The sequence below is a fragment of the Aerosakkonema sp. BLCC-F183 genome, from assembly GCF_041929145.1.
GTDB lineage: Bacteria > Cyanobacteriota > Cyanobacteriia > Cyanobacteriales > Aerosakkonemataceae > Aerosakkonema.
The window spans coordinates 72,264-91,878 of the sequence record NZ_JBHFNU010000074.1 but is presented as its reverse complement, the minus strand read 5'-3'; the positions used below and the strand labels follow the sequence as shown (position 1 = coordinate 91,878).

The 19,615-nt window shown below is 42.4% G+C and carries 19 protein-coding genes and 1 pseudogene; 12 read left to right on the top strand and 8 right to left on the bottom strand.

What is annotated here, in order from left to right:
- Position 1: 1 nt before the first annotated feature.
- A complete protein-coding gene (locus ACE1CD_RS22200; RefSeq protein ID WP_374826260.1) occupies positions 2–2,794 on the bottom strand; it encodes a valine--tRNA ligase in 2,793 nt (930 codons plus the stop codon).
- A 113-nt stretch (positions 2,795–2,907) separates the two neighbouring features.
- On the opposite strand from ACE1CD_RS22200, the pseudogene ACE1CD_RS22195 reads away from it, so the two are divergent.
- Positions 2,908–3,308 (top strand): annotated as a pseudogene (locus ACE1CD_RS22195) (GxxExxY protein).
- A 5-nt stretch (positions 3,309–3,313) separates the two neighbouring features.
- Here the strand turns inward: ACE1CD_RS22195 and ACE1CD_RS22190 are convergent.
- Positions 3,314–3,862 (bottom strand): carbonic anhydrase, encoded by a 549-nt coding sequence (locus ACE1CD_RS22190; protein WP_374794630.1) that lies wholly within the window; start codon positions 3,860–3,862, stop codon positions 3,314–3,316.
- Between the two features lie 348 nt (positions 3,863–4,210).
- On the bottom strand, positions 4,211–4,471 hold the full coding sequence (locus tag ACE1CD_RS22185) for a hypothetical protein (protein WP_374794629.1): 261 nt from the start codon (positions 4,469–4,471) through the stop codon (positions 4,211–4,213).
- Positions 4,472–4,626: 155 nt separating this feature from the next.
- On the opposite strand from ACE1CD_RS22185, the gene ACE1CD_RS22180 reads away from it, so the two are divergent.
- The 4 genes from ACE1CD_RS22180 to ACE1CD_RS22165 are packed head-to-tail and all read left to right on the top strand — an operon-like array spanning position 4,627 to position 10,040.
- Positions 4,627–6,717, top strand: a complete 2,091-nt coding sequence (locus ACE1CD_RS22180; RefSeq protein ID WP_374794628.1) for a GNAT family N-acetyltransferase — start codon at positions 4,627–4,629, stop codon at positions 6,715–6,717.
- Positions 6,718–6,739: 22 nt separating this feature from the next.
- A complete protein-coding gene (locus ACE1CD_RS22175; protein ID WP_374794627.1) occupies positions 6,740–7,183 on the top strand; it encodes an ASCH domain-containing protein in 444 nt (147 codons plus the stop codon).
- Positions 7,184–7,236: 53 nt separating this feature from the next.
- Positions 7,237–8,862, top strand: coding sequence for an McrB family protein (locus tag ACE1CD_RS22170; protein ID WP_374794626.1), 1,626 nt, complete (start codon positions 7,237–7,239; stop codon positions 8,860–8,862).
- Positions 8,859–10,040 carry an McrC family protein gene (locus ACE1CD_RS22165; protein WP_374826259.1) on the top strand — a complete coding sequence of 394 codons (1,182 nt, stop codon included), beginning with the start codon at positions 8,859–8,861 and terminating at the stop codon, positions 10,038–10,040. The genes ACE1CD_RS22170 and ACE1CD_RS22165 overlap by 4 nt, the downstream gene beginning before the upstream one ends.
- 61 nt (positions 10,041–10,101) lie before the next feature.
- On the opposite strand, the gene ACE1CD_RS22160 is transcribed toward ACE1CD_RS22165, so the two are convergent.
- Together ACE1CD_RS22160 and ACE1CD_RS22155 are read right to left on the bottom strand one after the other, a co-directional pair.
- A complete protein-coding gene (locus ACE1CD_RS22160) occupies positions 10,102–10,257 on the bottom strand; it encodes a hypothetical protein (RefSeq protein WP_374826258.1) in 156 nt (51 codons plus the stop codon).
- On the bottom strand, positions 10,245–10,430 hold the full coding sequence (locus tag ACE1CD_RS22155; protein WP_374826257.1) for a hypothetical protein: 186 nt from the start codon (positions 10,428–10,430) through the stop codon (positions 10,245–10,247). The genes ACE1CD_RS22160 and ACE1CD_RS22155 overlap by 13 nt, the downstream gene beginning before the upstream one ends.
- Positions 10,431–10,719: 289 nt before the next feature.
- Between ACE1CD_RS22155 and ACE1CD_RS22150 the strand changes: the two genes are divergently transcribed.
- Together ACE1CD_RS22150 and ACE1CD_RS22145 are read left to right on the top strand one after the other, a co-directional pair.
- Positions 10,720–12,420: an NAD(P)H-quinone oxidoreductase subunit 4 gene (locus ACE1CD_RS22150; protein WP_374826256.1), complete on the top strand. Its 1,701-nt coding sequence runs from the start codon at positions 10,720–10,722 to the stop codon at positions 12,418–12,420.
- A gap of 144 nt (positions 12,421–12,564) precedes the next feature.
- A complete protein-coding gene (locus tag ACE1CD_RS22145) occupies positions 12,565–13,125 on the top strand; it encodes a hypothetical protein (RefSeq protein ID WP_374826255.1) in 561 nt (186 codons plus the stop codon).
- Between the two features lie 261 nt (positions 13,126–13,386).
- On the opposite strand, the gene ACE1CD_RS22140 is transcribed toward ACE1CD_RS22145, so the two are convergent.
- Positions 13,387–13,512: a hypothetical protein gene (locus tag ACE1CD_RS22140; RefSeq protein ID WP_374826254.1), complete on the bottom strand. Its 126-nt coding sequence runs from the start codon at positions 13,510–13,512 to the stop codon at positions 13,387–13,389.
- A 36-nt stretch (positions 13,513–13,548) separates the two neighbouring features.
- Positions 13,549–14,553, bottom strand: coding sequence for a phosphoribulokinase (locus ACE1CD_RS22135; protein ID WP_374794622.1), 1,005 nt, complete (start codon positions 14,551–14,553; stop codon positions 13,549–13,551).
- A 584-nt stretch (positions 14,554–15,137) separates the two neighbouring features.
- On the opposite strand from ACE1CD_RS22135, the gene petH reads away from it, so the two are divergent.
- The 4 genes from petH to ACE1CD_RS22115 all read left to right on the top strand — a co-directional run bounded on the left by petH (position 15,138) and on the right by ACE1CD_RS22115 (position 17,198).
- Positions 15,138–16,382 carry a ferredoxin--NADP reductase gene (gene petH / locus ACE1CD_RS22130; protein ID WP_374826275.1) on the top strand — a complete coding sequence of 415 codons (1,245 nt, stop codon included), beginning with the start codon at positions 15,138–15,140 and terminating at the stop codon, positions 16,380–16,382.
- 166 nt (positions 16,383–16,548) lie between these two features.
- Complete coding sequence (locus ACE1CD_RS22125; protein WP_374794621.1) at positions 16,549–16,767, top strand: hypothetical protein; 219 nt, start codon at positions 16,549–16,551, stop codon at positions 16,765–16,767.
- Positions 16,767–16,922 carry a hypothetical protein gene (locus ACE1CD_RS22120; RefSeq protein ID WP_374794620.1) on the top strand — a complete coding sequence of 52 codons (156 nt, stop codon included), beginning with the start codon at positions 16,767–16,769 and terminating at the stop codon, positions 16,920–16,922. Before ACE1CD_RS22125 ends, ACE1CD_RS22120 begins: the two co-directional genes overlap by 1 nt.
- Positions 16,923–16,982: 60 nt before the next feature.
- A complete protein-coding gene (locus ACE1CD_RS22115; RefSeq protein ID WP_374794619.1) occupies positions 16,983–17,198 on the top strand; it encodes a type II toxin-antitoxin system VapC family toxin in 216 nt (71 codons plus the stop codon).
- A 273-nt stretch (positions 17,199–17,471) separates the two neighbouring features.
- On the opposite strand, the gene ACE1CD_RS22110 is transcribed toward ACE1CD_RS22115, so the two are convergent.
- Positions 17,472–18,095 (bottom strand): Uma2 family endonuclease, encoded by a 624-nt coding sequence (locus tag ACE1CD_RS22110; protein WP_374794618.1) that lies wholly within the window; start codon positions 18,093–18,095, stop codon positions 17,472–17,474.
- Between the two features lie 125 nt (positions 18,096–18,220).
- Between ACE1CD_RS22110 and ACE1CD_RS22105 the strand changes: the two genes are divergently transcribed.
- The gene (locus ACE1CD_RS22105) at positions 18,221–19,522 is read left to right on the top strand and encodes a homoserine dehydrogenase (protein WP_374794617.1); all 1,302 of its coding nucleotides are present in this window, start codon (positions 18,221–18,223) and stop codon (positions 19,520–19,522) included.
- Positions 19,523–19,615 lie beyond the last annotated feature (93 nt).

Below are 19,615 nucleotides of genomic sequence, written 5' to 3'. Positions count from 1 at the left end.
ATTAACCCAATTGGTTCAATCTTTCGCGCAAAATCTCTGCTTGCTTCTGTGCTTCCGCCAACGCATCTCTAGCAGCTTGCACCACTTCCGGCGCAGCTTTATCCACAAAGTTAGGATTGCTCAAACGCCCAGAAATCGATTTAATTTCCGCTTCTATTTTAGTTAATTTTTTCTGCAACTTAGCGCTTAAAGCTGCCACATCTACGATACCAGCTAGCGGAATTAAAACTTGCACAGTACCGACAACACCCGCCATATTCTGCCCAATATCTCCATCCAAACTAGGAGTAATGGTCAGATTTTCCACCTTAGCTAAAGTTTGAATATAACTTTCGCCAGATGTCAGTATTTGCCGTTCTCTGTCGCTTTCACTTTGCAAGATTGCCGTTACTTTCGCACCAGGTTTAATATCCACTTCAGCGCGGAGATTTCGCAAAGTGCGAATTGTGTTGATTAGCAAATCGAAATCTTGTTCTAATTCGGGATTAATCAGCGCTGTATTTGCTTTTGGAAAAGCTTGCAACGCCAATGATTTATCCTCGCCAGATTGAGTGAGAGTATGCCAAATTTCTTCGGTAATATGGGGCATGAAAGGATGTAGTAATTTTAAGGTTCCTTCCAACACAAAAGCGATAGTTTGTTGGGCAACCTTTTTAGAATTAGCATCGCTATCTTTTTGCAGGCGAGATTTCACTAATTCGATATACCAATCGCAGAAATCACCCCAGAAGAAATCGTACAAACCTTTGGCAGCTTCTCCCAAACTGTAACTTTCGATATATTTGCCAGTTTGTTGCACGACCTGATTATATCGCGAGAGAATCCAACGGTCTGATAATTCTAATCCAAGGTTTGTAGTAAGGACTTCAGTCCTCGCTTCGGAAGGACTAAAGTCCTTACTACGAACGTTAATTGGTGGTTCGCCTAATTGTTGCGGCGTTTGTTCCTCCAAATTCATCATCGCAAAACGAGAAGCATTCCACAATTTATTCGTGAAATTGCGCGAAGCTTCTACCGCCAAAGATTCACCCGTTTTGCGGTTATATCCTTCCATACGGATATCTTGACCCGCACCAGCTACTTGCTTCACCAAAGTGTAGCGCAAAGCATCGGTGCCATATTTATCAATTAAGTCTAACGGGTCGATACCATTACCTTTGGTTTTCGACATCTTTTCGCCATTTTCATCCAACACCAAACCGTGAATGTAAACGTCTTTGAAAGGCATTTTCCCGGTAAAATGTCCTGCCATCATCGTCATTCTAGCTACCCAGAAAAAGATGATGTCAAAACCAGTAACTAGAGTAGAAGTTGGATAGTAAAATTCCAAATCCTTTGTATTTTCCGGCCAACCTAATGTAGAAAAAGGCCACAATCCAGAAGAAAACCAAGTATCCAATACATCTGGATCTTGTTTTAGCTCGAATGGCTTTTCCCCATTAAAAAAAGCTTTTGCTTTCTCGTGGGCTTCTACTCCGCATCGCGCCACAAAAAAGGGCGTACTATCAGTTATTTCGCCATTAGTTTCGCTAACAGCATACCAAGCTGGGATTTGATGACCCCACCACAACTGACGAGAAATACACCAATCTTTTAATTTGACTAACCAATCGCGATAAACTTTTGTCCAGCGTTGAGGTACAAATTCCGGCGAGTTTTTCTCATCCAAGAATTGTAACGCTTGGTCAGCCATCGGACGAATTTTGACAAACCATTGAGTAGAGAGAAGAGGTTCGATCGCAACTTTACCGCGATCGCTATAAGGTACAGTATGTTTATAATCCTCAATCTTGACCAAAAATCCATCATCTTCTAACCGCTGCACCACATTTTTCCGCGCTACAAAACGGTCTTGTCCCACAAACGGCCCTGCATTTTCATTCAGCGAGCCATTCTTATTCATAATATTGATAAACGGCAAATTATGCCGCTTACCCATTTCAAAATCATTCGGGTCATGCGCTGGCGTCACCTTCACACAGCCAGTACCGAATTCCATCTCCACCAACTCATCGCCAATAATCGGAATTTCCCGATTCATTATTGGCAAAGTGACAGTTTTACCAATCAAATGTTTGTAGCGATTATCATTAGGATTCACCGCCACCGCCGTATCACCCAACATGGTTTCCGGTCGAGTAGTCGCCACTTCCAAATAACCCGAATTATCAGAAAGCGGATAACGGAAATGCCACAAATTCCCATTCACTTCCTTATCATCCACTTCCAAATCTGAAACGGCAGATTGAGTAGCCGGACACCAATTTACCAAATAATTGCCGCGATAAATCAATCCTTCATCGTAAAGTCGAACAAAAGCTTCTATGACTGCTTCTGATAAACCTCCATCCATCGTAAAGCGTTCCCGCGACCAATCTACAGATAAGCCCAAACGCCTGAGTTGATATACAATTGAACCGCCAGAATTTTCTTTCCATTGCCAAGCGCGTTCTAAGAACTTCTCGCGTCCCAAATCTTGGCGAGTTATCTTCTCTTTTTCCAGTTCCCGTTCCAACATAACGTGAACTGCAATGCTGGCGTGGTCAGTTCCGGGTACCCAAAGAGTATTGCGTCCAGTCATCCGGTGATAGCGGACGACGATATCCATAATTGTCTGTCCCAAAGCGTGACCCATGTGCAAACTACCAGTCACGTTGGGTGGCGGAATGACCATGCTGTAAGATTCGCCGCCTTTTGCTGGGTCAGCTTTAAAGATTTCTTTTTCTTCCCAGAATTTTTGCCATTTGGCTTCGGTGTTGCTGGGGTCGTATTGGGGGGGGAGGGTTGAAGTCATCTGTTAAGGGAAACGCTGTTTGTATTAAAATTTTGACATAGAGTATGGAGAGAGAAGAGGAATGAACCGCTCCAGACGCAGAGGACGCAGAGAGAAGAGAGTTGGGAGAGGAGATGAATCAGCTTTATGCTGTGATTGGGGCGGCAATTGAGGTGCATCGGGTTTTGGGGCCAGGTTTTTTGGAATCGGTGTATCAGGAAGCGTTGGAAGTGGAATTTCAGATACGGGGGATACCTTGTCAGCCTTAGAAGCCAGTCGCAGTGACTTACAAAGGTCATCAAGTTGGTGAAGGTAAATTAGATTTTTTGGTTAATGATATTCTAATTGTCGAATTGAAAGCAGTAGAAAATTTAGCTCCCATCCACGAAGCTCAAGTTACTCATATCTTAAAATGACCAACTATCCCCTCGCCCTTCTGATCAACTTCAACGTCTCTGTCCTTAAAGAAGGTATAAAACGCATCATCTCCTCTGAATCTTCTCTCTGCGCTCTCTGCGTCTGGAGCGGTTCGTAAAAAAATTATCCTCTAGCCAAAGGTGAAATAGCTTTTACTTCCGCATTAAGAGTAACAAAATATAATTCTATATTCAAATCTGGATAGCGATCGCGTATTTGCCAATAAGCCCGACTCAAGTATTCTTCATGCAGTTTTTCTTCTTTTTCCTCATCTTCACTTAATTGCGGATCGATCTTATCTGCATAAGCGCTACAATCTTGATGATCGAATATCATTACTTTTTGAATATGGTGCAATCGATAAGATAACTCTAATTGATCCCAAAAAGCCTCTGCATCTGCTTGGTGAGGAATTCCACTTAATGCTAAGGAAGCACCTGCTAAAGCAGTTAAGTCATATTGATTACCGAGATGCTGTAATGATAAAAAGTAACGTTGTGCTTCTAAAAGACGAGAGTCAATGCAACTGAGGACTAAAGCTTTGGTCGTGTTGGCTGCTTTGGCTGGCTGAGTATTTGATAGAATTGCCAGAGAAAGCGCTCCTGGTAGAAGTTGCAGAAAGTTACGGCGATGGATACCCCCGCAGTTCGGGCAATTGGGACTTTGGTTCATGGGATACTAGATTCGGTGGATCGTACTGGTGATTATCACTACTGATACCAGAAAATCCTGTTTTTCGATAGAGTTACGTTATAATATTTTTTTCGATAACTTAGCAAGCTATTTCGATCGGCGATCTTGCAAATGTACGATCGCGTAATATGCCTACTGCATATTGCAACTATTGAGATAGTAGTATATTGATATTGAAGATGTGGAAGTCCGAGCGCAGCTTAGCGATCGCTCTCAATTCCAAAAGTCGATCGGCATTAATCTGTATAATATTTGCCTCCTTTTTGGACGCAAATATTTAAAATAAAAATTGACAGATTGACCTAAATATGCGTTACCTAATTTTTATCAATATTGAGTAACAACATCTTGAACTTTTTCAGCCGGATTTACTACTACAAATTGTTCGGGGAAAAGAATCACATTTTCGTAGTCGAAACCTCCCACCCACCTTTCATCGGGAATAGCGAGATCGACGGCGTAGCCTTCTTGAGGTTGTTCATAGCATTCTATAATTGTGCCTAGTGTTCCTTTTGCTAAGACTCTATTGCCAAAGTCTACAGGAATATCTACCAAGGTTTTGATTTCATCGTATATTTTTGCTTTCATGTTGATTTATCCTATTGTTGGGGAACTTTGAGCCATAGTTTACTGCACGGAAACTTGGTATGTATTAGAAGCTACGGTAGGTTATGAGCTATATTGAGGTAAAATGGGGGAGAAAGGGCGATCGCACTTAATTTAGTAGTCTATTTTTACCAAAAATGAAACCAAAAAGTCAAATAAAAATTCAAGAAATTGACGACAAATCCCCTCATTTGCAAACCGTTATATCTCTGGGTGATGCCAACAGATCAACCCTTGGTTTTTTTCCTGAAGGCGCTTTTATTCAGCAGGCAAAACAGCGGCATATTCTTGTAGCTATCGGTCCTCAAACTGGATGTATTGGCTACCTTTTATACCGACAATCCTATGATCGTATAACAATTGTTCATTTGTGCGTAGATCCCGCCTACCGAGGAAAAGGAGTAGCCAGAGAACTTGTAAAATATTTGCAGAAAATAACTCAAGAATACAGGGGTATTGGCCTTACTTGCCGTCGCGACTATGAAATAAGTAAAATGTGGCCAAAGTTAGGATTTGTTTACCAGTTTGATAAACCAGCAAGAGAACGTGGTAAGCAATTGACCTATTGGTGGTTAGAGGATAAGCATTTACCTTTAATATATACAGCTAACCAACAAATTCTTGAATCGAAATTAGGCGCTATTATTGATAATAATGTATTTTTTTATATGGTTGATGACGAAGATAAACATAGTCAAGAATCAAAGGCTTTAATAGCTGATTGGTTACAATCAGAAGTAGCTTTATACATAAGCAACGAAATTTTTAATCAAATAAATAACATTAGTCACAATGATGAAAGAGAACGGAAGCGGCAATTTGCCAAGGAATTTAATTGCTTGGCAACTATTAATAATGATAACTTGAACTCTGCTTTGCAAAAATTGGAAAATTTCTTGCATAAAAATAGCCTCGTACTAGACGAATATGGACATCGGCATTTAGCTAGAACGTTAGCCTCAGAGATTCAATTTTTTATAACTTTAAACCCTGATTTAATAAGATTATGTGACAAAATTTATAAGGAATTTAGAATTTCTATTGTCACTCCTACAGAACTAATTATTCAATTAGAAAGCATTAGCAAAAAACCAGACTATCAACCTGTTCGTTTAGCAGGTACTTCGTTACAACAAAATCCTGTTATTAAAGGGAAAGAGAATATTATAAATGACTATTTTCAAGCTTCAGATAAGGGTGAAACCAAGGCGCAATTTCAGCAAAAATTACGTCGGTTTATAGCAGAGCCAGATAAATTTGAGTGTTTGTTTGTCGTGGAGGGAGAAAAGCATCCGCTTGCCTTAATTGTTTATGACCGACTCAATAAATATGAGCTAGAAATTCCTATGATCCGCGTGGCAAATAATTCCCTAGCAGCAACTCTTGCTCACCATTTAATCTTTCAAGCTACATCACTTTCAGCTAAAGAACAGCGTCAATTTACTAGAATTACCGATCCCTACTTAGGAGAAAATATTACTACAGCAATTGCAGAAGATGCTTTTGTTAGAGTAGAAAATGGATTTTTAAGAGCAAACCTAGCCTTTTCCGAAACTGCATCTCAATTATCATCACGGATCATCAATTTAGCTAACCAAATGGGACAAGAGTATAATTTCTTACTTAAAATAGCTGAAATACTTAACAATGAAGATTCTATTAATGATATTCAGACTATGGCACAAATAGAGCGAAATTTATGGCCAGTGAAAATTATTGATGCTGACATTCCTACGTTCATAATTCCTATTGAACCTCGTTGGGCAAAAGATTTATTCGATTATAAATTAGCACTTCAATGGCTATTTGGTGCTAAGACTGAACTAGCGCTTAATCGCGAAGCTGTATATTACTGTTCTGGGCCTTTGAAAGGTTTAAAGGCTCCGGGAAGAATTCTTTGGTATGTTAGTGCTGGTGATAAGCGGTATTGTGACGTTAAAAAGATCCGAGCTTGTTCCCGTTTAGATGAAATTGTAATAGGCAACCCAGAAGATTTATTTAGACAATTTAGGAAATTTGGTGTATATGAAAAGGAAGATCTTTTAAAGTTGATAAAAAATGAGGTAAACAATGATATAATAGCTCTTAGATTTAGTGATACAGAAGTGTTTTCCAACCCTATTACATTGAAAGATGTTCAAAAAGTTTTAGGAAATAAAACAACAATGCGTTCCCGTTTTAAAATCACAAAATATTCCTTTATTACACTATATACTATGGGTATGTAAAGTTATACAAAAGGAGATAGTGATGCAAGAGAATATACTACTATTGTCGATCCGTCCTGAATACGCACAAAAAATTATTGACGGTACAAAGACTGTTGAATTGCGTCGAGTTCGTACTCGATTAAAGGCGGGTGATTTAGTTTTGCTATATATTTCATCTCCTGAAAAAGCTTTAGTAGGTTCATTTGAAGTAGAGCGAGTTATCGAATTTAAAAATTCACGAAAAGCCCTGAATAATTTTTGGAATGAAGTTAAAAACAATGCTGGGATTGAAAAACAAAAATTTGATCGTTATTACCAAGGTGCATCTGTTGCTGTAGGTATTTTCATTAAGAAATTAGAGATTTTTCCCCGTCCGCTTGAATTAGAACGTTTAAGAAGAAAGTTACCTAATCTGAAACCTCCACAAAGTTATCGTTACCTCAAAGAAAATGAATTAGAAGCTGTGAAAAGACTAACCCAATAAGCAAAATATATTTTAGATAAAATTATAAGTTAATTATATTTTGAGAGTTTGTTATGCTAGTAGAGAACTTAGATGAATTTATAAGCCTATTTAATGAATTTATCAACTCATATCCCTACACACCAAATGGGTTGAATCATAAATCTGCCTACGATAAACAGCGTCAGCAAGGGCGTCTTAATTTTGAAGCGATACTCGCCGCATCTGAGTCTGGAGAAGATGTTACCGAAGCCGTACTGTTAAAGCTACTTCCTTATAGAGAATATCCTGATAATAAGCAAAGGCTAGTTTGGATACATCATACTTCTACTCCTGCTATTGATGTGAGAAACAAGTTTGAAGCTGCGGGGTGGACACAGCCACAAGACTGGCAACCAATTGCCCAAGCTATTCTTAATTTTGTCCGTCAGTGTAATGACGATCCAAGGCAGTTATCAGCAGCCTGCAAAGAATTCTGTAAACTTCACTACTCCAAAGGCTTCCAGATATGGATGATCACCCCTATTCTTAATGCTCTGCGACCAAATGACTTTCTATTGATTAATAATGAATCACGGCTAGTTATCAACTATTTTGCAAATACATCTTATGAACAGAAATTGATAGACTATCCAAAGATAAACTTTACTGGACGTAAGCTAATTCTTGAATTAGCTAAAAAAATGCACCAAGCTGGTGTTCCAGCTTTACGAGATGATGACTTATTCGATATGTTTTCTCACTGGCTGGTAGGAATTAAAAATTATAATTTATTTGGTATCAAAAAGGATAATTTTAATTCTGAGCTAACTATTCCAGATAATAAGCTCATAAATCTTAAACATAGTAGCGAAAAAATCGATTTACAACCAGAGTATACTTTCAGTAAATGTGCTGAAGATATTGGTTTTGATGAAGAAAGATTAAAGCAGTGGGTACGCGCTATAAAACGCAAAAAACAAATAATCCTCTACGGATCACCCGGAACAGGAAAAACTTTCATTGCTCAAAAACTCGCTCAACACTTAATCAGCGATAGTGACGGCTTCTCCGAATTAATACAATTTCATCCAGCATACACCTATGAAGACTTTATCCAAGGCATCCGCCCACAAAGCCAAAATGGACAATTAACCTATTCAATAGTTCCAGGTAGATTCTTAGAATTATGTAAAAAAGCTGAATCCCGTGAAGGTATTTGTGTTTTAATTATCGATGAAATTAACCGCGCAAATCTCGCGCAAGTATTTGGCGAATTGATGTATCTTTTAGAATACCGAGATAAAGAAATTCCTCTCGCTGGCGGTAACACTTTTCGCATTCCCTCAAATGTTCGCATTATCGGTACAATGAATACAGCCGATCGCTCGATCGCACTCGTAGATCACGCGCTACGTCGTCGCTTCGCATTCATCGAAATTCGCCCCAACTATGACGTACTGCGGAATTATCACGAAAAGAAAAACACAGGTTTTAAAGTTGATGGCTTAATTCAGGTTTTGCAAAAATTAAATTTGGCGATCGCAGATAAAAACTATGAACTCGGTATCTCTTTCTTCTTAACAGAAAAGCTAGCTGAAGACATTGAAGATATCTGGAAAATGGAAATAGCACCGTATCTAGAAGAGTATTTTTTCGACCGACTGGAAAAAGTAGATGAGTTTCGTTGGGATAAAATCGAAAAGCAGGTATTTCCATGACTCCGCCGCAACATATAGAGTTAATTGAATACAGTTCAGAAACGTTTGAAATTAACGAAATTGAATATGCGATCGCAGAAAATTTATGGCGCAATTATGATCGACAAGTTACCGTAGACTTCCCATCTCCCAAAACTGGCGGTAAGTGGAAATTAACCGCTAAAGGATGGGTAGGACATATCCAATTAACTCCAGATTTTCACGTGTCATTATTGCCAAAAGTACCATTAGGTACTCTTTTCGGAATGTTTGATTATGCTTACAACCTGAAAAGCTTTCGCTTTCTCCCAGGTCTAATTAATTGTAGATCGCTAGAAGACTTTTACAATCAGCTTGCTCATGTTTTAGCACAACGAATTCTCAACCGAGGTCGGCAAGGATTTTATCGTGCTTATCTGCCAAAAACAGGCAATCTTGCTTATGTTCGCGGTCGTGTAGATATGCGCCAAACTATCCAAAAACCTTGGGAAGTAAAGCTAAAATGTCATTACGAAGAACATACTGCTGATATTGAAGAAAATCAGATTCTTGCTTGGACGCTTTTTCTTATTCTTCGCAGCGGTTTATGTAAAGAAAGAGTATTACCAAAACTAAGACAAGCATATCACGCTTTGCAAGGATTAGTAACGCTAAAACAATTTAAATCAGAAGATTGTATTGGGCGAAATTATCATCGCTTGAATCAAGATTATCAAGAATTACACGCTCTTTGTCGCTTCTTTTTAGATAATACTGGGCCAAGCCATGAAAAAGGCGATCGCACTATGTTACCCTTCCTAATTGACATGGCAAAACTATATGAACTTTTTGTCGCGGAATGGCTAAAAGAAAACTTACCATCCAACCTATTTCTGAAATTTCAAGAACATATAAATATTAGCGATCGCATTTCATTTAAAACAGATATAGTTCTTTACGAAAACTCAACAGGAAAACCCAGCTACATTCTCGATACAAAATACAAAACTACCACTTCCACAGCATCCGATGATGTGGCACAAGTTATCGCTTATGCTGTTTCCAAACAATGCCAAGAAGTAATTTTATTATATCCAGTTTCCCTGACTCATCCACTAAATGAACGAGTGGGAGACATCCGAGTTCGTAGCCTCACATTTTCCCTTGATGGCGACCTCGAACAAGCTGGTCAAAACTTTTTACAAGATTTACTTTCCTAACTCTTCAAAAAATGAAACCAGCACCGCAGCCGGTTACTCGTCCTAACTTACGCGGCTTGACCTAGTTTAACAACTGAGAACCAAACTCCACAGCCACCTCATCAGATTGATAACCTGATGGACTCATCACGACGATGCACCCGTCAACTAGCTCCATGCGATAGCCGGGATGCTCTGTCTGTAGTTTCTCCAAGTCTTTAATCGTCAAAGATGACATAGAAGCTCCAGTGCGATCGTCCGCCATACTATATATTCTGCTTGTTTCCTACCCTGTCGATATCCCAAAACACCTGAATTAGCTAGGTTTATCCCCATCTGAGTCAAAGCGATCGAAAAGTTCCTATGGGAAGCTTTGGCTTTTGCGATCGCCTCCCGCCTGTCCAGCCACAATTACCCTTCCTCGACTGCCACTTTCGGTTTTCTCGGATTTTTTGTCTAATTTGTTGTATTAATTAATACTTTATTATTCATTAATTTTATTTATTTGTAATTCCCTAAATCCATTGTTACTTGGCATTATAAAATTTTTGTATGCGTAATAAATTAAGTAATTTTTGCAACATACCTTTACTATAGATACGAATGTATGGATATCTGAGGCAAAGATTTATGACTGAATTGTTACAAAGTTTAATACAATAGACTCATCCATAAGAACTAGGTATTTTTTCTTAGTACCATGATGGCCGATCAATTTCCCTGGCTGACTGCGATTGTCCTGCTCCCACTCGTTGCTTCCTTTATCATCCCCGTGCTGCCGGATAAAGACGGCAAGCGCGTGCGGTGGTATGCCTTGGGTGTAGGCATCGCGGATTTTGTGTTGATGTGCTATGCCTTTTGGAACCATTACGATGCGAGCAGCGCTACTTTTCAACTCGCAGAAAAGTATGCCTGGATACCTCAGTTAGGTCTTAACTGGGCAGTTTCGGTCGATGGAATATCCGTTCCGTTAGTGCTTCTGGCTGGATTGGTGACGACGCTCTCTATACTGGCGGCGTGGCAAGTCGATGTCAAACCGCGTCTGTTCTATTTCCTGATGCTGGTGCTGTACTCGGCACAGATAGGAGTATTTGTTGCCCAAGACTTGCTGCTTCTCTTCATTATGTGGGAGATAGAGCTAGTTCCGGTTTACCTGCTCGTCTCCATTTGGGGTGGCCCAAAACGTCGTTACGCAGCTACAAAATTCATCCTTTATACAGCAGCAGCTTCTATATTTATTCTGGTCGCCGCCCTGGCAATGGCGCTTTACGGCGGCGGCAATTTGACCTTCGATATGGTCGAACTCGCCATCAAAGATTATCCGATCGCATTAGAACTGCTGCTTTATGCTGGATTGCTGATTGCCTTTGGCCTCAAGCTGGCGGTCTTCCCCCTGCACACATGGTTGCCTGACGCCCACGGCGAAGCTTCCGCGCCCGTATCGATGATTCTAGCAGGCGTATTGCTGAAAATGGGCGGATACGGACTGATTCGCGTGAATATGGAGATGCTCTCCGATGCTCACGTCTACTTTGCACCGATTCTAGTAATTCTGGGCGTTGTCAATATCATCTACGGTGCGTTGGCTTCTTTTGCCCAGACCAATATGAAGCGTCGCCTAGCCTACTCTTCAGTTTCCCACATGGGATTTGTCCTGCTGGGGATTGCCTCTTACACCGACTTGGGAGTCAGCGGTGCGATGCTGCAAATGATTTCCCACGGTTTGATTGCTTCGGTGCTATTCTTCTTGGCAGGCGTGACATACGATCGCACCCATACAATGGCAATGAACGAAATGGGTGGCGTCGGTCAAGCTATGCCCAAAGTGTTCGCCCTCTTTACAGTAGGTGCGATGGCGTCTCTCGCACTCCCCGGTATGAGTGGCTTTGCTAGCGAACTCTCGGTCTTCGTGGGTGTGACCACCAGCGATATCTACACCTCCACCTTCCGCACGGTCACTGTATTCCTCGCCGCAGTCGGAGTTATCCTCACGCCGATTTATCTGCTCTCCATGTTGCGCCAAGTATTTTACTACACTGGTGCCACCTGCGATATTGCACCCTCCTGCGATATTAACGATATCAGCTTGAGAAATGAGGGACATGAAGAAGCAGTTTGTTTCGGTACAAGTTGCGTCCTTCCTATTCACGCCAAGTTTAACGATGCCAGTCCGCGTGAAATATTCATCGCTGCCAGCTTTTTAGTGCTGATTATCGGTATCGGTTTCTATCCCAAGTTGGCTACGCAAGTGTACGATGTCAAAACTGTAGCGGTGAACGCTGACATTCGTCAATCTTATACCCAAATTGCAGAAGGAAATCCTCAGATTTATGCCCAGGAATTTTTGTCTCCTGTAATTGCTAAGTCTGAATTAGAACCTGTTTTGGGAATTGTGAAGTAAAGTTATCTGCTTTTACCTGGGTTGAAAATTGAGCGATCGTTCTTTCTTAATCGAAGGAGCGATCGTTTTTTTATTGCACTCCCGTTCTTGACGTGATAATAAAAATTTAAATGAGACTGCTGACATTGACACGAGAGCAAGCAGATGGGTATCGAAAGCCAGTTAAAGCAAATATCTATCCCAACTTTAGAAACGTTAAGGCAAAACCCCTCGATCGTCTCTTCATTTTTTGCTGCTAAGTGGCTTCCAGAGTCAGCGTTTTGGCAGCGAGCAACATATTTTACTGGCGAATCTGCTCAAAAAACTAAGCAAGAAGCACGCGCCAGATTTGGGCGCGTGCCACAAAATCGTAACCGATGGATAGGTAGCTACGACCGGATAGCTTTGGAGGAGCAGTTTCTTTCTGAGTGGGAAACACCAGAGTTAGATTTGCACAAAAACTTTCAAGGGTTGAATTTTCTACTGGCAGGTTATATTCCCGGTCATGTCTCATCAAAATGGACAATTCCAGAGCTTAGAGCTTTCGTAGGCACTCAAAGCCAGAAACCATTTCTGTCATCTCTTATTCAAGCTTTGGTGGGCACTCAAAGTCCGAAAGATTTTCTTTCATTCTTTGCCATAGAAAACTCACAGTGGGATGGTCTACCTCTAGTTAATGCAATTGGTGCTGGAAACGAAATTGGTTACGAAACAGGTTATGGGTAAGTCCGTTATCTGCTACCTGATGAATGTGGCCAAATATTAGATGGTTTGCTCTTTCTATCACTAGAGGGGTTTCAGGAACGGTACAGGCGGGAGTCTGAAAAGGCAGAGCCTTTACCTTGGATTGAGTGGTCTGAGCAAGAGATGCTGGACTGGCTAACAGATTATTACAACAAAATTAAAGATTACTATGAGGATACTTTCATGAGCAAGAGAGCTATGTTACTCTACTTAACCTAACCTGTACTATTTCTTAGCTGTTGGCTACAGGTCTAAATTGCCGAGATTATGGTAGAGTGTTTCCAAATTGCTAGCGATCGCAATACTAGCGCAGCTATTCGCCAATGGCGAAGGAAGCTGGTAGGCGACAAATAAAAAAATTGGGGACACTCGACGCGCCCCCAAGACATTTACCAAAATTTGGCTCTACACGTTAACTGCAACCTTGGCTTCCTTAGCAGTCAACCGCTCGTAAGTTGCTCGCATTTTTAGACCGGTGAGGACTTGGAAAAGTCCCGTTCCGTTGTTAGAACCGGGATATTCCCTATGCTGTAGCAACAGATGGGTCAGCTCTCCGTGGTACTTGGCCGAAGTTTTGCTCAAATGGCTCTCGATATAGATTACTTGCTCCAGATTGTCTAATTGTCCATCCACTTCCAGCACTGAGGCGGGGTGACCGTAGTAAGAATCTGGGCCGTAGTGCATCTTGATACCTGGGTAGGAGCAGGTGAGCTTAGTGCCGCAAGGTCTCCAGTCAATCGTAGAGCCTTCATCAAACAGGTAGGCTGGCTCAAAGCCTTCCACTCCATCCTTCTGAATCAGGCGCACCCGCAGGATCTTACCTTCTTTGTCATCCTTGAGTAATTGCGTGGGCAATACTTGAATTACAACATCGGCAAACTCTTTTTGAGGCTCGATGTAAGCGGTAAAATCTGGGCGGCGAGCGTTGATGGCAGCAATCACATCTTCGTAGGTGTGACCGCGCTCGGACATATCCCGCTGGATTTTCCAAGCAATTTTGACTTCTTCGCTGATGTCGAGGTACACGCTGAAGTCGATTAGCGATCGCACCCGTTCATCGTACAGGGGATGCAGCCCCTCGATCACCACGATATGATTTGGCTCCACCACTTCTGGTGGATCGATCATGCCGGTTTCGTGATTGTAGATCGGCTTGTTAATCGTCTGACCGTTCTTGAGCGCCTTAATTTGCTCGTACATCAGGTCAAAGTTGTTTGCCCTGGGGTCAAGCGCGGTAATTCCCGTTTCTTTGCGCTGCTTTCTGTCGAGACTGTGATAATCGTCCAGACAAATTACGGTGACAAACTCTTTCCCAAACAAATCCGTTATGCGGCGCAAAAATGTGGATTTACCGCATCCGGAGTCTCCGGCGACGCCAATTAGAACCACGCGGTCCGGCTTACTGGTCATAGCTTCCCTCTGTCGATTATGATTCTCTACTAACCGGGTCTAAACTTGAGCTAAATCCACAGCCTAAAGGTCACCCTTTGATTGGAACCGCAACTGTCTTTTTGAGGGACGTTGCGCTTTCGCGACAAAGCACGAAAACAAACCAATCCGTGTGGCAGTCTGGCATCTGCCCTTTAGGGAAGACTCAAGCCTTCGATGAGTAAGTATTTACTACTACACTATTATTGAAAGATCTTACCAGAGTGGGATCTGCCTTACAAGGCATAAAACAAAGTGGAATCGTTTTAGCTCAAGTATTTATGCTAATGTTAGTTGTGCATTTTTTATAAAAAAAATGTAAAACTGACTCGACGGTCACATTCTGTAGGAGGTTTACCCTGTAGGGTGAGGGAAGGTCTGATGTCGGATTTTCCACTCCTGGGATCTTTGACCGGTGAGCTTAGCTTTGCAACACTATAAAAGGCTGCTTTCTTCAGCTCTTTTGTTCTAACCCCAGCTATCTGGCTGGTGGTGGAATTGTCATGTGGTGGCAAGGGAACTTGGCAGCAGCAACAAGTGAAGTTCAGTTCGGAGAGATCGAAGCAATGTACAATCCTAGCGCAGCTGGTAGTGCTGCTAACACGGTATCTGGTAGCCGCGTTTTTGTTTACGAAGTGGTGGGTCTGCGTCAGAACGATGAAACTGACAAAATGAGCTACCCGATTCGTCGCAGTGGCAGCGTATTTATCACTGTGCCCTATAACCGCATGAATGAAGAAATGCGGCGGATTACGCGCATGGGCGGCCAAATTGTGAGCATCCGGCCTTCAGGGCAAGAGCAAAGCAATGGCCAAGCGATATCTGACAACGCAGGAGATGTGAAAGCGACATCAGAACCAGCACCAGAACCTGCGAAGTTAGAGGAAAAAACCAAGCCTATGACTCAAGCAAAGGCTCATGAAAATGTGGCGGTTAATACTTATCGTCCCAACAATCCCTGGACTGGGAAGTGCATAAGCAACGAGGAGTTGGTTGGCGAAGGCGGTATTGGCACTTGCCGTCACCTGATGTTCGACCTTGAGGGTAGCGAACTGCGGTATCTGGAAGGCCAAAGTATTGGGATCATCCCACCGGGAACGGACAAGAACGGCAAACCCCACAAGTTAAGGTTATACTCGATCGCCTCTACTCGTCACGGCGATCGCGTCGATGACAAGACGGTATCTCTCTGTGTCCGGAAGCTGGAGTACAAGCATCCAGAAACCGGCGAACTTGTCGAAGGTGTTTGTTCTAGCTATCTCTGCAAGCTCAACCCCGGCGATGAAGTGAAAATCACCGGGCCAACAGGCAAGGAGATGCTCTTACCGAACGACCCGAACATCAATGTGATTATGATGGCGACGGGTACTGGGATTGCACCCTTCCGCGCTTACCTGTGGCGGATGTTCAAGGATAACGAAAGAGCTGCCAACCCGGACTATAGGTTTAATGGCTTGGCTTGGCTGATCTTCGGTGTGGCAACCAGCCCGAATATCCTGTACAAGCAAGAATTAGAGGAAATGCAAGAGCGCTATCCCGATAATTTCCGCTTGACTTATGCTATCAGCCGCGAACAGAAAAATGCCCAAGGCGGCAAGATGTACATCCAAGATAGGGTGGCCGAAAATAGCGCTGAACTCTGGAAACTAATTCAGCAAGAAAATACTCACACTTACATCTGCGGTTTGAAGGGTATGGAAGATGGTATCGACCAAGCTCTTACCGAAGCAGCTAGTAAGGATGGAGTTGCTTGGAATGAGTATCAAAGAACTTTGAAGAAAGCCGGTCGCTGGCACGTAGAAACCTACTAGGCAATGGAGAATTGGGGATTGGGAATAAGATTATTTTGATTCTCGATTTCTCGGTTTTCTATTTTTAATAGGGATTCGTATAGTAGGGTGGGCATTGCTCACCCTACAATTGTTAGTAGGGTCGGCGGCACAATGATTTACGCACAAAAATAAGGAGGCGATCGAAATGACACCCCAACGGGTAGCAGATATGACTATTGAAGAACTCAAAACCCTCATTAGCCAGGTGGTTGAAGAAAAGATCGGTTACTCGCAACGACCCCAAAGTCCAAAGGATACACGCTCTGTACAACAGGTTTTAGCAGCGATGGATCGGATTAGGTGGACACCGCCAGCAGGAGCGCCATCAGTTGTGGAAATGATACGCGAGGATCGAGATAGTTAATGGCTAACTATGTTGTTGATACAAGTGTGGTGAGTCAGTATTTCATCTCCCAAACTTACACCCCACAAGCGCGGATTTTGGTTGCTCGGATGTACGCAGGCGATGAGTTATATATACCGGAATTTTCCTTGCTAGAGTGCGCTAATGTTTTGTGAAAAGAAGTACGTTTTCGCGGACTCACACAGACAAACGCAGCAGAAATTATTTCTGAATTATTGAGAATACCGTTTCAAATTGTGCCAGTTAAACATCTGCTACCGCGTGCTTTGCAATTTGGTTTAACTCATCAATTAGCAATATATGATTCTTTATACATTGCCTTAGCATTAGATCTGAATTTTCCGTTAATTACAGTTGATGATAAACAATTAAATGCGGCACTTGCTTGCGGTGTAGCGATTAAACCGATAACTGATTTTTCACCTATGTGATATAATGAGCGGAATCGGCAAAGTTTGACTTGCCATTTCGGACAGACAAAAAATGAAAAGGGAATATGGCAATTAGACTGTCAGCCTAATATTCAAGAGGAAAGCTAAAAATATGGATGAAAAAAGTTTCGAGAAATATCTCGAAAGTGAATTTGAGAAAAAATTGCCAAACTTCTCTCAAACCCTTCTATTAGGGTGCGTCATACGAAGTTATTGATTCGATCCAATAAGAATTGGAAACTCTGACCCACGCTACCATAATGTGCTGCTAGATTAAATTGTTTCCGGGTCAATTCCTAACTCTCGCAATTTTGCTGCTAATCTTACAGCTTTGCGTTCCAATTCTACAAAGTCAATAAACTTTTGTCCATCGGGTCGGTAAAGTTCCAACCCTTCATCTGAAAGCTCAAACCGCACTCCCAAACGGGGACTCACCCAACCAGACATCGACTCAATTACATCTAATATCCCTTCATTTCGCAGCCATCCATCCAAGTTCTTCTTCTTAGGATCGTACAGATAATACTCCTCCACATTATATTCGTTATAAAATAGAAGTTTTTTATTCATTTCCTTCTTGGTGTTAGTTTCAGAAAGAATCTCAAACACGACTTGAGGAGCAATATTATCTTCATGCCACTGGAGGTAAGATTTGCGTTCTTTTTTCTCTCGACCGAAGACTACCATCACATCGGGAGCTTGGCAAATGTCCTTTCTTCCTTCGACTGGATACCAGATTAAGTCTCCCGCGATAAATACGTTCGGATCGTCCTTGAATATGCCATCTAAGTTCGCTTTTATTTTGGTAATCCAGTTATATTGAATTGTGCTGTCTGCCATCGGCTTGCCATCACTAGACGGATAAATAATTACGGGTTTTTCATCTGTTTGTTGCATAATTTATACCGTTTAGATGAATAAGAAATAAATATTAATGCTGACCTGGAAGGGAATAGTTAACTTTGGTAACTATAATATCTTACAATGGGTGGGGTTTAATTACGTTTCAACGGGTCAGAAGCGTGGGTTTCAAAATAGGTTTGCTGGGATTGGGAACGGTAGGCGCGGGGACAGCGGAGATTTTGCTGTCGCCAGAAGGTCGTCATCCGCTGGTAGGGGAGTTGGAAATTTATCGGGTGGGGGTACGATCGCTCGATAAACCCCGCACGGTACAATTGCCACCGGAGATCCTGACAACGGATCTGCAAGCGATCGTCACTGACCCGAATGTTGATATTGTGGTAGAGGTGCTGGGTGGATTGGAGCCGTCGCGATCGCTCATGCTTACAGCCATTGCCCACGGTAAGCACGTCGTTACAGCCAATAAAGCAGTAATTTCCCGTTTTGGCAGCGAAATCTTCACCGCTGCGAACGAAAAAGGCGTTTACGTGATGCTAGAAGCTTCTGTCGGCGGCGGTATCCCGGTAATTCAACCGCTCAAACAAGCTTTGGGAGTTAACCGCATTCAAACGGTTATCGGTATTGTCAACGGTACAACTAACTATATCCTCACCCGAATGCGAGATGAAGGTGCCGACTTTGGGGAAGTTCTCGCCGACGCGCAACGGTTGGGTTATGCTGAAGCTGACCCGACGGCAGATGTGGATGGTTTGGACGCTGCGGATAAAATTGCCATCCTCGCATCTTTAGCTTTTGGCGGACGCATCAAATTAGAGGATGTCTATTGTGAAGGAATTTCTCAGGTAGGTGCGGCGGATATCGCCTACGCCGAGAAGTTGGGATTTGTGATTAAGTTGCTGGCAATTGCCAAAAAATTAGATGCCAACTCGGAACTACTCTCGATCAGAGTTAATCCCACCCTTGTCCCGAAAACTCATCCCCTAGCCAGTATCAACGGTGTCTATAACGCGATTTTGGTAGAAGGGGAACCGATCGGTCAAGTCATGTTCTACGGAAGGGGTGCGGGTGCGGGCCCAACTGCCACCGCCGTTGTCTCCGATATTTTAAACATTGTCTCTGTCGTCAAGTCTTCCCAACCATCCCAAATCGAATCCCTGCATCCACTTCTCGCTTGTTCTCATCAACACTATTGCCAAATTGCGCCAATAGAAGAATTGGTAACGCGATTTTACGCTCGCTTCTTGACCAAAGACTTTCCTGGTGTTGTAGGCAAACTGGGGACTTGCTTTGGCGATCGCGGCGTCAGCCTGGAGTCTGTCGTACAGACAGGCTTCCAAGGTGAATTGGCAGAGATTGTCGTTGTCACTCACGATGTCCGCGAAGGTAACTTCCGCCTAGCTTTGGACGACATTCGCAGCCTGGAAGCTGTGGATAGGGTTGCCAGTCTGCTGCGGGTTCTTTAAATTTTTGCAGAAGTTTTGAAAATTAATGTCAACAAGTACCTCAACTTAGTGTATAAATGAATTGAGAATAATTTGCAGTTAAGTTGAAACAAA

What these genes read in the sequence shown, in the direction of transcription:
- ACE1CD_RS22200 (WP_374826260.1), bottom strand. Translation starts at nt 2,794, where the DNA reads ATGACTTCAACCCTCCCCCCCCAATACGACCCCAGCAACACCGAAGCC.
- ACE1CD_RS22190 (WP_374794630.1), bottom strand. Translation starts at nt 3,862, where the DNA reads ATGAACCAAAGTCCCAATTGCCCGAACTGCGGGGGTATCCATCGCCGT.
- ACE1CD_RS22185 (WP_374794629.1), bottom strand. Translation starts at nt 4,471, where the DNA reads ATGAAAGCAAAAATATACGATGAAATCAAAACCTTGGTAGATATTCCT.
- ACE1CD_RS22180 (WP_374794628.1), top strand. Translation starts at nt 4,627, where the DNA reads ATGAAACCAAAAAGTCAAATAAAAATTCAAGAAATTGACGACAAATCC.
- ACE1CD_RS22175 (WP_374794627.1), top strand. Translation starts at nt 6,740, where the DNA reads ATGCAAGAGAATATACTACTATTGTCGATCCGTCCTGAATACGCACAA.
- ACE1CD_RS22170 (WP_374794626.1), top strand. Translation starts at nt 7,237, where the DNA reads ATGCTAGTAGAGAACTTAGATGAATTTATAAGCCTATTTAATGAATTT.
- ACE1CD_RS22165 (WP_374826259.1), top strand. Translation starts at nt 8,859, where the DNA reads ATGACTCCGCCGCAACATATAGAGTTAATTGAATACAGTTCAGAAACG.
- ACE1CD_RS22160 (WP_374826258.1), bottom strand. Translation starts at nt 10,257, where the DNA reads ATGTCATCTTTGACGATTAAAGACTTGGAGAAACTACAGACAGAGCAT.
- ACE1CD_RS22150 (WP_374826256.1), top strand. Translation starts at nt 10,720, where the DNA reads ATGATGGCCGATCAATTTCCCTGGCTGACTGCGATTGTCCTGCTCCCA.
- ACE1CD_RS22145 (WP_374826255.1), top strand. Translation starts at nt 12,565, where the DNA reads ATGGGTATCGAAAGCCAGTTAAAGCAAATATCTATCCCAACTTTAGAA.
- ACE1CD_RS22135 (WP_374794622.1), bottom strand. Translation starts at nt 14,553, where the DNA reads ATGACCAGTAAGCCGGACCGCGTGGTTCTAATTGGCGTCGCCGGAGAC.
- petH (WP_374826275.1), top strand. Translation starts at nt 15,138, where the DNA reads ATGTACAATCCTAGCGCAGCTGGTAGTGCTGCTAACACGGTATCTGGT.
- ACE1CD_RS22125 (WP_374794621.1), top strand. Translation starts at nt 16,549, where the DNA reads ATGACACCCCAACGGGTAGCAGATATGACTATTGAAGAACTCAAAACC.
- ACE1CD_RS22120 (WP_374794620.1), top strand. Translation starts at nt 16,767, where the DNA reads ATGGCTAACTATGTTGTTGATACAAGTGTGGTGAGTCAGTATTTCATC.
- ACE1CD_RS22110 (WP_374794618.1), bottom strand. Translation starts at nt 18,095, where the DNA reads ATGCAACAAACAGATGAAAAACCCGTAATTATTTATCCGTCTAGTGAT.